A 14,573-nucleotide genomic window follows, 5' to 3' on the forward strand; every position below is an offset into this window, starting at 1 on the left:
CTTGAATAAAGGGGGAGGGGTCAGGCCGCCCAGTCGTCAACGGCCTTGCCCACCAGTATCTGGGCGCCGGTATCGAGGACCGGACGCTGGATGAGGCTCGGATAGGTTCTGAAAAGCGCCGTCGCGCGCACGTGATCCAGATTGTCACGTTCGCCATCGCTCAGTCCGCGCCAGGTGGTGCTGCGCCGGTTGAGCAGCGTGGACCAGTCAACGCGGGACAAAAGATGCTGAAGGGTCTCCTCCAGCTCGCCCCGGTCGGCCAGCCGGCGCAGGTCGATCATCTCGACCTTTTGGTCACCGGCCTCGAGCCGCCGACGAACGCGACGACAGCGGTCGCAGTTGGAAAGGCCATAAAGCTTCAGCATGGGGGTCTCTCATGACGCATTGGGCGGCGATTATAGGCGCCCGGCATGGCGGGGCTCAAATCGGGGTGACTGCAACAGATAGTGCACAGGCCCTATCTGGTCGTTGCGATACCGGCCTCGGCATTGAGAACGTCACAAAGGCGCTCGCTTAGCGCCTTTTGAAGCTCGGGGTCTTCAAGCGGCGCCCCTTGTGTATTGGTAATGAAGAAAACGTCCTCGACCCGCTCGCCAAGCGTTGCAATCTTGGCGCCGGACAGGGCGATATCAAAGCTCATGAAAATCTGTCCCACATGCGCCAGAAGGCCCGGGCGGTCGGCGGCGATCAGCTCCAGCACCGTGCGCTGATTGGCTTCGTCCTGCTCGATCAGCACCCGGGTAGGGACCCGGAAGTGCTTGAGCTGGCGCGAGGTGTGACGCTTGACGATCCGCGGGTAGTCATCGGGGTCATCAAGTTCCTCGATCAGGTGCGCCTGAATCTCTCTGAGCCGGTCGGGGTCGCGAATGGCCTGGCCGTCACTGTCGAGCAGGATGAAGGTGTTGAGTGTCCAGTTGTTGCTGGAGGTGGCGATGCGGGCGTCGTGGATGGACAGCCCCAGCTGGTCGATGGCCGCGGCCGTTGCGGCAAAAAGATTGTTGACCGAGCGGGTGTGGATAAACACCTTGGTACCGCCATCGGTCATGTCCTCGGTCGGCGCGCTGATCAAAATCAGGGGCATGAACTCGGGGCCGGCCTGCAAAATGCCCTGGGTGTGCCAGACAATTTCGCTGGCGCTGTACTGCAGGAAGTAGTCATCCCCGAGCGTCTCCCAGAGCGCGTCCACGGCCTGGCATTCGCCGCCCATGCACTGGGTCAGGGCGCGGGCTTCCTCACGGGTCTCCTCGATCCACTCCTGACGATCCAGCGGGTTTTCCAGTCCGCGGCGCAGCACGCGCCGTGTCTCGCCATGAAGCTGTCGCAAAAGCGCGGCGCGCCAGCTGTTCCAGAGGGTGGGGTTGGTGGCATTGATGTCGGCCACCGTCAGCAGGTAAAGATAATCCAGATGCACCTCGTCGTGGACGGTGGCGGCAAATTCACGGATGACCTCCGGGTCGCTGATGTCGCGCTTTTGCGCCGTGGTAGACATCAAAAGATGGTGCTCGATCAGCCAGCTGACCAGATGCGTGTCGCGTCGCGGTACGCCATGGCGGCTGCAAAACCCTTGGACGTCCCTGGCACCCAGCTGTGAGTGATCGCCGCCGCGACCCTTGGCGATATCGTGATACAGCCCGGCAATCCACAGCAGTTCCAGCTTGGGCACGCGCGCCATGAGAGCGGCGCAAAGCGGATACTCCTCGCGCCCTTCACGGGTACGAAAGCGCTGAATGACGTCCAGCACGCGCAGGGTATGGGCATCCACCGTGTAGATGTGAAACAGATCATGCTGCATCAGGCCGATGATGTGGCCAAAGCGGGGCAGGTACTTGCCCAGAATGCCATAGCGCGCCATGCGGCCCAGTTCGCGGGAAACCATGCCGCCACCGCGCAAAAGCTCCAGAAACAGGCTGCGATTGCGCAGATCCGCCCGAAAGCCGTTGTCGATCAGGTGGCGATGGTCCCGGATGGCCCGAATGGTGGCGGCCCGCACGCCTTCGATATCGGGGTGCTGGGCCAGCAGCACAAACATTTCGATCAGGGCCGACGGGCGGCGCTTGAAAACGTTGGGCGAGCGAATGCGCAGATAGCGCCCGTGCAGCTCAAAGCGATCGTTGAGCGGGGTGATCTCCGGCGTCTGATCCTGCTGAAGGATGTTCTCTTCGAAATTCTGGATCAGCATGTCGTTGAGCTCGACCAGCGCCGTGACCACACGATAGTAGCGGCGCATGAACTCCTCGACCCCCAGCCGTTCCGGCGTATCGTGATAGCCAAACAGCGTGGCAATGGCGCGCTGATGATCAAACAACAGCCGGTCCTCGGCGCGCTCGCTGATCATGTGCAGGGCGTAGCGCACCTGCCAGAGAAAGGCGCGGCTCTGACTGGCAATGCGCCTGTCGGCGTCCGTCATGAAGCCGCGCTGCATCAGGACTTCGAGGATATTGGTGCCGAAGTGGCGCTTGGCCACCCAGGTGACGGTCTGAATGTCGCGCAGGCCGCCGGGTGAGCTCTTGATGTTGGGTTCGAGATGATGCTCGGAGTTGTTAAAGCGCCTGTGGCGCGCCTTCTGCTCGGCAAGCTTGGCCTGAAAGAAGGTATCGCTGCTCCAGGTGTCCAGCCGTTCCAGTCGCTCGCGCATGCGCGCAAGAAGCGGTTCAAAGCCGGCAACACAACGTGTTTCCAGTAGATTGGTAATTACCGTGACATCGTCGCGCGCCTCGCGCTCACAGTCTGAAAGCGAGCGGACGCTGTGGCCGATATCCAGGCCGATATCCCACAGCATGGTGATGAACCCGGTCAGTGGCTCGCGCCAGGGCGTGTCGTCATCGCCTTCCAGCAGGATCATCAGGTCGATGTCCGAATGGGGATGCAGCTCACCGCGACCGTAGCCGCCCACGGCCACCAGCGCGATACCGTCATCGGGCCACTCAAGGCGTGACCACAAAAGCGCCAGCAGCTGATCGATACACCAGGCCCTGCCGTGGACCAGGTCGCGAATATCGGCCCCGTTTTTGAAACGCTCATCCAGACGGCTGCGAATATCGGCCAGCACCTCCCGGACGGCGCCGATGGGAGACGTGTCGTGATCAAGACGCGCCTTCAGGGCCTCAAGGTCGATCAGGGTGGTGTCCGGGATGAACCGATAATGATGCAGCAACATGAGCCATTACCCTGGTGGCAGTAAAGGACAGCGTACGCCATGGGCCTGCCGGAAGCAGGCCAAAGGGCATGGAGGCGACAGGCGTCAGTCTGTCAGAAATCCCAGGTCTTCGTCATGGCGAGTCGTGGTGGCTTCCACGCCATCAGTGGTGACAATCAGGGTGTGCTCCCACTGGGCGGACAGACTCTTGTCGCGGGTAACCGCGGTCCAGCCATCCTTGAGAACCCGGGTCGGCCAGTCGCCGGCATTGATCATTGGCTCAACGGTCAGGCACATGCCTTCCTTGAGCTCGGCATCATTGTGCTCGTTATAGCCGTCGTAGTGCAGTACCTGCGGGTCCTCGTGAAAGCTGCGGCCGATGCCGTGACCGCAGAAGTCGCGGACCACGCTGTAGCCGTTGGCCGTGGCATGGGCCTCGATGGCGCGGCCGATATCGGAGAGCCACACGCCCGGGCGCATGACTTTCATGCCCTCGTACAGACACTCCTGCGCCACCCGGGAGAGCCGCTCGCCCTTGATGTTATCGCCGACAACAAACATGCGGCTGGTATCGCCGTAGTAGCCATCCTTGATGATGGTGACGTCGATATTGAAGATATCGCCCTTTTTAAGCTTTTTGCCGAAATCGGGGATACCGTGGCAGACCACGTGATTGAGCGAGATGCAGGTGGCGTGCTGATAGCCGTGATAGCCGATAGTGGCCGAAATCGAGTCGATCTCGTTTTCGATATAATGCTGACACAGGCGGTCGATTTCGCCGGTGGAAATGCCCGGACGAATGTGGGCCTCAATCATCTCCAGCACGCTGGCGGCCAGTCGGCCTGCAATGCGTAGCTTGTCGATGTCTTCGGCGTTATGGATGGGGATGTTCATGGCGACTCGTGATAAGCGAAATGGGAAGCCGTGCGAGAAGACAGGATCGATTCCTCCTCGCAAGCGGGGCAGTGACAGCAAGGTTCGGCTTCATCCTGGCAGCATTATATGGTATAAAGCCGCGCGTTTTCCTGCAATCCATGTCCCGGTATGACAGACTTGTTCCGTGGACGGACGATGCACAAAGCGTTCGAACCATTACCACAGAGACCACACATGTACCGACACATGGTCCCGGGTGCCGTGAAAACGGTCGGACCCATGGGGTACGTGGAGGCTTAACCCGATACTCAGGAGAGTCATCATGTCAGTCAATATGCGTGACCTGCTCAAGGCAGGTGCCCACTTCGGTCACCAGACCCGTTACTGGAACCCGAAGATGAGCAAATACATCTTCGGCGCTCGTAACAAGATTCACATCATCAACCTCGAACATACGCTGCCGGCACTCAATGAAGCCGTCTCCGTGGTCGAGCGCCTGTCGGCCAACAACAACAAGATCATGTTTGTTGGTACCAAGCGCGCTGCCGCCAAGATCATCGCCGAGGAAGCGAATCGCGTAGGCCAGCCCTTCGTGAACCATCGCTGGCTGGGCGGCATGCTGACGAACTTCAAGACCATTCGTCAGTCCATCAAGCGCCTGCGCGAACTCGAAGCCATGCATGAAGACGGCACCTTCGAGAAGCTGACCAAAAAGGAAGTCCTGATGGCCACGCGCGAGCAGGAAAAGCTCGAGCGCTCCATCGGCGGTATCAAGGACATGGGCGGTCTGCCGGACGTCATGTTCGTGGTTGACGTTGATCATGAACGCATCGCGATCAACGAAGCCAACAAGCTGGGTATCCCGGTCATCGGTGTGGTGGATTCCAACTCCGATCCGGACGGTGTTGACTACATCATCCCGGGCAACGACGACTCCATTCGCGCCATCCAGATCTACGTGCAGGCGATCGCCAATGCCTGCGCCAAGTCGAAGGAAGGCCGCGGTGACGAGTTTGTTGAAGTCGACGAAGCAGCTGAAACGGCTTCCGAGTAATGTCACCCGCACCGGTGGATGAGTCCGCCGCCGGTGTCTGTGAATGACAGTGCAAAAGGGGGCTTACGGGCCCCCTTTTTTGAGGCAACGGATCGCATCGAGTGCAGTGTCCGATCGTCTGTCTCTAAACTGTCATTTCGTAATGCTACCGATTTTTCTTCTCGTTCCGGTGTCTCCGGAACCGAATACATGATTCAACAGAGGTTCATGACATGGCAGCTATCAGCGCATCTCTGGTCAAGGAACTACGCGAGCGCACCGGGCTTGGCATGATGGAGTGCAAAAAGGCACTCTCCGAAGCCGATGGTGACATCGATACCGCGATCGAAAACCTGCGCAAGAACGCAGGGCTCAAGTCCGCCAAGAAGGCAGGCCGTGTGGCCGCTGAAGGCGCGGTACTGACGCGCGTTGACGACAGCGGTACGACTGCCGTCATGCTGGAAGTCAACTCCGAGACCGACTTCGTATCGCGTGATGACAACTTCAAGAACTTTGCCAATGAAGTCGTCAGCAAGGTGCTCGACACGCGTAACGAAGACATCGCCGTAGTGATGGAAGGCGAGCTGGAAGATGCACGGGCACAGCTGGTGCAGAAAATCGGCGAGAACATCACCGTGCGTCGTGCCGCCGTCATCGAGGCGCCCGAAGGTGGCAGCGTTGGTGCCTACGTTCACGGCGATCGCATCGGTGCGGTCGTGGTGCTTACCGGCGGCAATCAGGACGTTGCCCGTGATATCGCCATGCACGTTGCAGCGATCAATCCGTCGGTGTCGCATCCCGAGAAGATGCCCCAGTCCGAGCTCGACAGCGAAAAGGCCATCATCCTGGCGCAGCCCGACATGGCCGGCAAGCCGGCCGAAATCGCCGAGAAGATGGTTCAGGGTCGTCTGAAGAAGTATCTTGCCGAAAACAGCCTGATCAATCAGCCTTTCGTCAAGGACCAGAATGTGACCGTGGCCGAATACGCCAAGCAGGCGGGCGCTGAAGTTGTTAGCTTTGTGCGCTTTGAAGTCGGCGAAGGTATCGAGAAGGAAGAAGTCGACTTCGCCAAGGAAGTCATGGAACAGGCACGCCGCTGATCGCGTGTCGTTTCCTGTCGGCGGTCAGAACCGGCCGCCGACGTTTTGAAGGCGTGCGTTCGCGCACGCCTTCGCGTATCTGCTCGAACATGGCCTTTCTTGCCATGAACGGCGATACCTCTCACGTTTTCTCCCCTCGGGCCATCAGGAGGATGTCACATGCCCCCCAATACTGAACGTAGCGCCAAGTACAAGCGTATTCTGCTCAAGCTCTCGGGTGAGGCGCTGACGGGCGAACAGGATTTCGGTATCGATCCAAAGGTGCTGGATCGCATGGCGCTTGAAATCGGCCAGCTGGTGGGCATTGGTGTCCAGGTGGGTATCGTGGTCGGCGGTGGCAATCTGTTTCGTGGCGCCGCGCTGCACGAAGCCGGCATGGACCGGGTGACCGGTGACCATATGGGCATGCTGGCCACGGTCATGAATGCCCTGGCCATGCGTGATGCGCTGGAGCGCGCCAATATCCGCTCGCGTGTCATGTCCGCCATTCCGATGAGTGGTGTGGTCGAGCACTACGATCGCCGCACGGCCATCCGCTACCTGACCTCCGGTGATGTCGTGATCTTCTCGGCAGGCACCGGTAATCCCTTCTTTACCACCGATAGTGCTGCCTGCCTGCGCGGTATCGAGATCGATGCCAACGTGGTCATCAAGGCCACCAAGGTCGACGGTGTTTACGACAAGGACCCCGTCAAGCATCCCGATGCCGCCAAGTATGAGCGACTCAGCTACGATGATGTACTCGACCAGAAGCTCGGCGTCATGGATTTGACCGCCATCTGCCTGGTACGTGACCATGACATGCCGGTTCGCGTCTTCGACATGACGCGTCATGGCGCACTGTTGAATCTTGTCATGGGTGGTCGTGAAGGCACTATCGTCGATAACGGCCCGGTGTAATTACAAGGCTGAGCAGAGGATTTACAAAGTGATCAACGAGATCCAGAAAGACGCCGAAAACCGCATGCAGAAAAGCGTTGAATCGCTGCAGTCGGCCTTTGGCAAGATCCGTACCGGACGTGCCCATCCCAGCATTCTGGATGCCGTTCGCGTTGAATACTACGGTGCCGAGATGCCGCTGTCTCAGGTGGCCAACGTCAATGTCGAGGATGCTCGTACGCTGTCAGTGGTCCCCTGGGAAAGAACCATGGTACCCAAGGTGGAAAAGGCCATCATGACCGCGGATCTGGGCCTGAATCCGTCCACGGCAGGAACGGTCATTCGCGTGCCGATGCCGGCGCTGACCGAAGAGACCCGCAAGGGCTATACCAAACAGGCGCGCTCCGAAGCCGAGCATGCCAAGGTGGCCGTGCGCAATATTCGTCGCGATGCCAATGGTGATTTGAAATCCCTTCTCAAGCAGAAGGACATTTCGGAAGATGAAGAGCGTCAGGCGCAGGACGGTATCCAGAAGCTGACCGACCGCTTCATTGCCGAGATCGACAAGTCGCTTGAGCAAAAGGAAAGCGATCTGATGCAGGTCTGATGTCCGGGCCCGAAACCATCCGACTCAGGGCGCGGCGTGCTGCCGCGTCTGCAGTGAGAAGTCATGACGCCTGACAAGTTTTCAAACATGCCCCGGCATGTGGCTATCATCATGGACGGCAATAATCGCTGGGCAAAGTCACGCGGGCTGTCCGGCGTACGCGGTCACCATGCCGGGGTAGAGTCGGTCAGGGCCGTGATCAAACGCGCGGCCGAGCATCATCTGGAGGCCGTGACGCTGTTTGCCTTTTCCAGCGAGAACTGGAAGCGACCGGAACAGGAAGTCAGCGCCCTGATGGAGCTTTTCATCATGGCGCTCAAGCGTGAAGTGTCCCGCCTGCATAAAAACGGCATTCGCCTGTGCATTGTGGGGGACCGCTCGAGGCTTTCGGCCTCGCTCAATCGCGCCATCGACAAGGCCGAGCACCTGACGCGTCATAATCAGGGACTGAAGCTGATCATCGCAGTCAACTACGGCGGCCGCTGGGATATTACCGGCGCCGCGCAACGACTGGCACGAGAGGTTGAGGCCGGCCGTCTTGCAGCAGATGATATCGACGAAACCCTCTTTGATCGTGAAATGTCATCGACCGGGATTCCGGAAGTGGATCTGTGCATTCGCACCAGCGGCGAGCAGCGCATCAGTAACTTTATTCTCTGGCAGATGGCCTATGCGGAGTTTTACTTCTCACCGCTTTACTGGCCCGATTTTGGTGGCGATGCCTTTGATGAGGCATTAAGCGTTTATTCCGGTCGCAAGCGACGTTTCGGCATGACCGACGAACAAATCGAGGTTCAGGGTGCTTAAACAACGGGTGTTGACAGCGCTGGCCATCGGGCCCACGTCACTGGTGCTGCTTTTCGTGCTGGGCGGCGGCTGGTTTGCCACTTTTGTAGGTCTTCTGGTCGCGGCGTCTGCGTGGGAGTGGTCCAATCTTTCCGGCGGCGAGTCGTTAAAGGATCGTGCCCTGTTCACGGTCACGCTGATCGCCCTGATGGCTTTGGGATGGTCTTCCGGCGCGGCCCTTCACACCTGGCCCTTGTGGATCGCGCTGGCGGGCTGGCTGCTTTGTCTGTACTGGGTCATCAGCTATCCCGAAAGGCTTGATCAGTGGCAAAGCCGTGGCGTGCGCTATGCCATGGGGCTATGGGCGCTGCTGCCGTGCTGGGTCGGCCTGTTGCTGCTGCGTGAATCGCCGATCTGGCTGTTGTATGTCCTGTTGCTGGTCTGGGGCGCGGATATCGCGGCGTATTTTGCCGGTCGCGCCTATGGCAACCGCAAGCTGGCGCCCAATGTCAGCCCCGGAAAATCCTGGGCCGGCGTTTACGGGGCGCTGGGCGGGACGGCCCTTCTGGCACTGCTTATGGCGCTCTGGCAGGGCATGGGCATCGGTCAGACGCTGGTGTTGATCATTATCAGTGCCATCGTGACGGCCGCCTCGGTGCTGGGCGATCTCAACGAGAGCATGCTCAAGCGTTATCGCGGTATCAAGGACTCCGGCAATCTGTTGCCGGGCCATGGTGGCGTGCTGGACAGAATCGACAGCCTCACGGCCGCCATTCCCATTTTTGCCCTGCTGGCGCCCTGGATCGGTTAAGCACCGCCAGTATGCGTTTTGTGGCTCGCGATCGAATGTCGATGAGGGTCAATCGTCTCGGTCCGGGTCACTCTTGTTTGCCTCCCATCCGTTTCAGCTTCCAGGATCTCTTTCATGCAGACTGTCACCCTGCTGGGGGCTACCGGCTCGATCGGTACCAGTACTCTTGATGTCATCGAACGCCATCCTGATCGTTATCGTCTGCATGCGCTGACGGCGCATTCAAGCGTTGAAAAGCTGCTGGCACTGTGTCTGAAGCATCAGCCCGCGCATGCCGTGCTGGGAAGTGAAACAGACGCGCGCCGGCTTGGCGCGGCCCTGGAGGAACACGGCGTGGCCACCCGGGTCAGCTGGGGCGAGCAGGCGCTTTGCAATGTAGCCGGTGAGGCCGAAGTAGTGGTGGCCGGCATCGTCGGCGCGGCCGGGCTGATGCCGACGCTGGCGGCCGTGCGCGCCGGGCGTCGCATTCTTCTGGCCAACAAGGAAGCGCTGGTGATGAGCGGTGCGCTGTTCATGCGTGAGGTGGCCCGTTCCGGTGCGGTATTGCTGCCGCTGGATTCCGAACACAACGCCATTTTTCAGTGCCTGCCGCGCGAGCACCGAGGCGGGCTTGAACGCCATGGCATTACCCGGTTGCTGCTGACTGCTTCGGGCGGGCCCTTCCGGGATCGCGACCGGGCGGCGCTGGCACAGGTCACACCGGCCCAGGCATGTGCTCATCCCAACTGGTCCATGGGCCGCAAGATATCGGTGGACAGTGCAACGTTGATGAACAAGGGCCTTGAGCTGATCGAAGCCTGCTGGCTGTTTGATGCCACGCCTGAGCAGATCGATGTGGTCGTGCATCCGCAAAGCGTGATTCATTCCATGGCAGCCTATAGCGATGGTTCGGTGCTGGCGCAGCTGGGTAACCCCGATATGCGCACGCCGATTGCGCATGCGCTGGCCTGGCCCGAGCGCATCGATGCCGGCGTCGAGCCGCTGGATCTCTTTGCCATCGCTCGCCTTGATTTCCAGACACCCGATCTTGAGTGCTTTCCCTGTCTGCGGCTCGCTCGCGAGGCCATGATGACCGGTGGGACAGCGCCGGCCGTGCTTAACGCGGCCAACGAGATCGCGGTGGATGCCTTTCTGGCAGGCACTATCGGCTTCAACGATATTCCGGTGGTGGTTGAAACCGTCATGGGTCGCATCGAGCGGTGCAGCGCCGATGAGCTTGACGTCATTCTCTCGCATGACCGCCAGGCCCGGGACGAGGCACAAAATGTGATCAACGAGCTGGCCGTCACGGCTGTCGGAGGATAGCCATGGGTATCCTGCAAAACATCGTGGCGGTCATTGCTGTTCTGGGGCTTTTGATCACGATTCACGAATTCGGTCATTTCTGGGTGGCGCGGCGCTGTGGCATTCGTGTGCTGCGCTTTTCGGTAGGCTTTGGCAAGCCGCTGATCTCGCGTGTTGACCGGCATGGCACCGAGTTTGCTCTGGCCGCCATTCCGCTGGGCGGCTACGTCAAGATGCTCGATGAGCGTGAGGGGCCGGTAGAGCCCGGTGAACAGCATCTGGCCTTCAATCGCCAGCATGTTCTCAAGCGCATTGCCGTAGTGATCGCAGGGCCGCTGGCCAACTTTATTCTGGCGGTGGTGGCCTACTGGGTCATGTTCATGGTGGGCACGACCGCGATTGTGCCCATGGTGGGCGAGGTCAGCCCGGACTCGCCCGCCGCACGCGGTGGTTTGCAAAACGGTCAGGAAATCGTGGCCGTTCAGGGGCGCCAGACGCCGGACTGGAACGGGGTCAATCTGGCGCTGGTGGCCGAGATCGGTGCCAGCGGTCATCTCGAGGTCTCAACGCGCAATGACCAGGGGCGCCTTGAAGAGCACCGGCTGCCGGTCGAGCGCTTCATGGCGCGTCAGGATCCGCCCGAACCGCTGCGCACGCTCGGCTTTATGCCCTGGCGTCCTGACATTGCGCCCGTGATCGGGCAGGTGCTTGACGACAGTCCGGCGGCCAGGGGCGGACTCGAGCCCGGCGATCGCATCAGATCAGTAAACGGTCAGCCAGTGTCACAGTGGGAGGCGCTGGTCTCCCGCGTACAGGCATCCGCCAATACGCCGCTGGAGCTGCAAGTAGAGCGTGACGGCCGCGACATGATGCTGACAGTCACGCCCGAGGCGCGCGAGCAAAACGGAGAGACCGCTGGCTTCATGGGCGCCGGAGCCGGCAGTGTCAGCTGGCCGCCGGAGTATCAACGTACCCTGTCATGGGGGCCGCTGGGCGCTGTGGGCCAGGCGTTGTCGCGAACCGGCGAGATGACCTCTCTGACCGTGGGCGCCATCGGCAAGATGATTACGGGTCTGATTTCACCGTCCAACCTTTCCGGACCGATCACGATCGCTCGAGTGGCAGGCGATTCGGCCCGGTCAGGGTTTGAAACCTTTATCAGTTTTCTGGCCTATCTCTCCATCAGTCTTGGCGTACTAAACCTGTTGCCGGTGCCGGTACTGGATGGTGGCCATCTTGTGTATTACCTCATTGAGCTTGTTCGAGGGCGGCCGGTATCAGAGCGTGTGCAGGCATTCGGGCTGCGTATCGGCATGGCACTGATCGCCTCGCTGATGCTGATGGCCTTTTACTTTGACATCATGCGTCTTTAACGGCTTCGATGGCTGCGGGCGTGACAGCCCGGGCGGCTGGTGTCGCCATTATTACAAATTCTGTACCGAGCCCATGACGTCGGCGCTTGTCAGGGTGGTGGGGTTGTGTATAAGGTGCCTGTTCCCGTCAGGGTGGTTGATGGCTACTGCTGGCGTATCTGGAGTGTCATACTGGCCTTCCCGCTCGGAGCATCGATGTCGATAAACGAAACGGTTTCCTTTTTGTTGGACCCTGTCAGGGCATTGGCATGAACCTTGAGCAAAAGCGGGCCCCGAGTGGGCGGAATTCTGTAACAAGCGAAATGACGGCATGAAGATTAGAGCTACAGGTTGGGCGGTGTTGTTAATGGGCGCCTCCCAGGCGGCGTTTGCCGTATCCTTCGAGGTTTCCGATATTCGCGTGGAAGGGTTGCAGCGTGTTTCTGCGGGGACCGTGTTCAACGCGCTGCCCGTTTCCGCTCACGACACGGTCAACGATGAGTCGATCTCCAACGCCGGCAGGGCGCTTTTTCGTACCGGCCTTTTCGATGATGTGCAGCTGGGCCGGGATGGCGATGTCCTGGTCATCGATGTCGATGAGCGCCCCTCCATTGCCACCATCAATATCAACGGCAACTCCAAGATTCCCGAGGATCAGCTCAGACAGGGTTTGAGCGATGCAGGCCTGGCCGAAGGGCAGGTGCTTCAGCGTTCGACGCTTGAAGAGATGCAGCGCGAGCTCGAGCGGGTCTATCAGGGGCAGGGGCGTTATAGCGCCAGCATTTCGACGTCGGTCCATCAGCGCGATCAAAACCGTGTGCAGGTTGATATCGATATCAACGAAGGCAACGTGGCCCGCATCAAGCAGATCAATATCGTGGGCAACCAGGATTTTGATGATGAGACCCTCCAGAGCCAGTTTGAGCTTGAAGACCGGCCGGGCTGGTTCTTCGGCTGGTTCTCGTCCGATCAGTACTCCCGGGAGCAGCTGCAGGGCGACCTGGATCGTCTGCGCTCCTGGTATCTCGATCGGGGTTACGTCAACTTCTCCATCGACTCCACCCAGGTCTCGATCAGCCCCGACAAGTCCTCCATCTATGTCACGGTCAACATCGATGAGGGCCAGCGCTATCGCTTTGGCGATATCAACTTTGCCGGCAACATCGAAATGCCCGACGAGCAGGCTCGTGGTCTGCTGCAGGCACAAAGCGGCGAGATTTTTTCCCAGTCGGATCTGACGGCGTCTTCCGAGGCGCTTCGCAAGGCGCTCGGCGCGCAGGGCTTTGCCTTTGCCCGTATCGAGGCCGTGCCCAATATTCACGAAAACGATGACCGGGTCGATGTGACCTTCAACGTCGACCCGGGCCGGCGCGCCTATGTTCGACGCGTCAACTTCCGCGGTAACACCACCACCGCTGATGAAGTGCTGCGTCGTGAAATGACCCAGCTGGAAGGGGCGCCGGCGTCCACTGATGCCATCAGTGACTCCCAGGCCCGCCTTGAGCGACTCGGCTTTTTCCGCCAGGTCGAGGTCAATACCCAGCCGGTCGCCGACACACCCGACCAGCTCGATGTCACCTACAACGTCGAAGAGCAGCCCTCGGGCAGCATCTCGGCAAGTCTTGGTTTTGCCCAGTCCGAAGGCATCATCTATGGCGCCTCGCTGTCCCAGCGCAACTTTCTGGGCACGGGCAATCGGGTGGACATCGGCGCACAGACCAGCAAGTACTACCAGAACCTGCGGTTCAGCTATACCGATCCCTACTGGACCCTGGATGGCATCTCGCGTGGCTATAACCTCTACTATCGGGCCACCGATTATGAGGACTCTGATATCTCGACCTATTCAACCGACGCCTTTGGCGGCGGGGTGAATTTCGGCTATCCGATCAGCGACCTGTCACGGCTGAATTTTGGCATCAATCTTGAAAGTCTTCATGTCGATGACTATGACGACTCTCCCTCGGAAATCGTTCAGTTCATCAACGATGAGGGCAAGGACTTCAATACCTACAGCCTGACGGCCGGCTGGACGCGCAATAACCTCAACCGCGGCGTTTTGCCCACAGGCGGCAGCTATCAGAACGCCTCCGTTGAGACGGCCGGTGGCGATGCACAGTTCTACAAGCTGCGCTATCAGGGTCAGAAGCTTTTCCCGATCAAGACCGAAGAGTGGGCGCTCAAGTTCCGCTCGGAGCTGGGCTACGCCGATAGCTTCGGCGGCACCGACAACATGCCGTTTTACGAGAACTTCTATTCCGGTGGTCTGGGCTCCGTTCGCGGCTTTCGCAGCAACACGCTGGGTCAGCGCACCACCGAGCGCAACAGAGGCGATGACGATACGCTGGGCGGCAACATCCTGCTGGAAGGCTCTGCCGAGCTGATCTTCCCGACGCCCTTTATCGACGATCATCGTCAGGTTCAGACCTCATTTTTCATTGATGCCGGTAATACCTTCCTGAGCGATTGCTATCCCGTGGAGTCGGGCCGCGATTCCCAGTGCAGCTCCGGTGTGGATCTGGGAGATCTTCGCTACAGTGCCGGTCTGGGGCTTTCCTGGCTGACGCCGGTCGGTCCGCTGACCTTCTCGGTAGCGCGTCCCATCAATAAAAAGGATGACGACGAAACCCAGTTCTTCCAGTTTTCGCTGGGCCAGACCTTCTGATCATTGGCCATTGCGTTACAATGATACGAATTTCAGGAGTTGTG

12 protein-coding genes are annotated in these 14,573 nt (G+C 59.7%); 9 read left to right on the top strand and 3 right to left on the bottom strand.

Translation table 11 applies throughout. The annotated features are described in order from the left end of the window. Nucleotides 1-20: 20 nt before the first annotated feature. The 3 genes from ACXMYO_RS00995 to map all read right to left on the bottom strand — a co-directional run bounded on the left by ACXMYO_RS00995 (nucleotide 21) and on the right by map (nucleotide 4,030). Complete coding sequence (locus ACXMYO_RS00995) at nucleotides 21-365, bottom strand: ArsC/Spx/MgsR family protein (protein WP_457807524.1); 345 nt, start codon at nucleotides 363-365, stop codon at nucleotides 21-23. Nucleotides 366-457: 92 nt separating this feature from the next. Beyond that, a complete protein-coding gene (locus ACXMYO_RS01000; RefSeq protein ID WP_457807525.1) occupies nucleotides 458-3,157 on the bottom strand; it encodes a [protein-PII] uridylyltransferase in 2,700 nt (899 codons plus the stop codon). 84 nt (nucleotides 3,158-3,241) lie between these two features. Further along, nucleotides 3,242-4,030, bottom strand: a complete 789-nt coding sequence (gene map, locus ACXMYO_RS01005) for a type I methionyl aminopeptidase (protein WP_457807526.1) — start codon at nucleotides 4,028-4,030, stop codon at nucleotides 3,242-3,244. A 301-nt stretch (nucleotides 4,031-4,331) separates the two neighbouring features. On the opposite strand from map, the gene rpsB reads away from it, so the two are divergent. From rpsB to bamA, 9 genes are all read left to right on the top strand, one after another. Then, the gene (gene rpsB / locus ACXMYO_RS01010; RefSeq protein ID WP_438768517.1) at nucleotides 4,332-5,066 is read left to right on the top strand and encodes a 30S ribosomal protein S2; all 735 of its coding nucleotides are present in this window, start codon (nucleotides 4,332-4,334) and stop codon (nucleotides 5,064-5,066) included. Between the two features lie 212 nt (nucleotides 5,067-5,278). After that, nucleotides 5,279-6,145, top strand: a complete 867-nt coding sequence (gene tsf / locus ACXMYO_RS01015) for a translation elongation factor Ts (protein WP_438766196.1) — start codon at nucleotides 5,279-5,281, stop codon at nucleotides 6,143-6,145. Between the two features lie 159 nt (nucleotides 6,146-6,304). After that, entirely contained in the window at nucleotides 6,305-7,045 is a 741-nt protein-coding gene (pyrH, locus tag ACXMYO_RS01020; protein ID WP_115854689.1) for a UMP kinase, read from the top strand. Between the two features lie 28 nt (nucleotides 7,046-7,073). Beyond that, nucleotides 7,074-7,631 carry a ribosome recycling factor gene (frr, locus tag ACXMYO_RS01025; protein WP_115854690.1) on the top strand — a complete coding sequence of 186 codons (558 nt, stop codon included), beginning with the start codon at nucleotides 7,074-7,076 and terminating at the stop codon, nucleotides 7,629-7,631. 63 nt (nucleotides 7,632-7,694) lie between these two features. After that, the gene (gene uppS, locus ACXMYO_RS01030) at nucleotides 7,695-8,438 is read left to right on the top strand and encodes a polyprenyl diphosphate synthase (protein ID WP_457807527.1); all 744 of its coding nucleotides are present in this window, start codon (nucleotides 7,695-7,697) and stop codon (nucleotides 8,436-8,438) included. Beyond that, nucleotides 8,431-9,228 carry a phosphatidate cytidylyltransferase gene (locus ACXMYO_RS01035; RefSeq protein WP_438766200.1) on the top strand — a complete coding sequence of 266 codons (798 nt, stop codon included), beginning with the start codon at nucleotides 8,431-8,433 and terminating at the stop codon, nucleotides 9,226-9,228. Before uppS ends, ACXMYO_RS01035 begins: the two co-directional genes overlap by 8 nt. A gap of 114 nt (nucleotides 9,229-9,342) precedes the next feature. After that, on the top strand, nucleotides 9,343-10,533 hold the full coding sequence (gene ispC, locus ACXMYO_RS01040) for a 1-deoxy-D-xylulose-5-phosphate reductoisomerase (protein WP_457807528.1): 1,191 nt from the start codon (nucleotides 9,343-9,345) through the stop codon (nucleotides 10,531-10,533). Between the two features lie 2 nt (nucleotides 10,534-10,535). Next, nucleotides 10,536-11,885, top strand: coding sequence for a sigma E protease regulator RseP (gene rseP / locus ACXMYO_RS01045; RefSeq protein WP_457807529.1), 1,350 nt, complete (start codon nucleotides 10,536-10,538; stop codon nucleotides 11,883-11,885). A gap of 310 nt (nucleotides 11,886-12,195) precedes the next feature. Continuing rightward, the gene (gene bamA, locus ACXMYO_RS01050) at nucleotides 12,196-14,529 is read left to right on the top strand and encodes an outer membrane protein assembly factor BamA (protein ID WP_438766206.1); all 2,334 of its coding nucleotides are present in this window, start codon (nucleotides 12,196-12,198) and stop codon (nucleotides 14,527-14,529) included. Nucleotides 14,530-14,573: the final 44 nt, after the last annotated feature.

This window comes from Kushneria sp. EE4 (assembly GCF_977968315.1).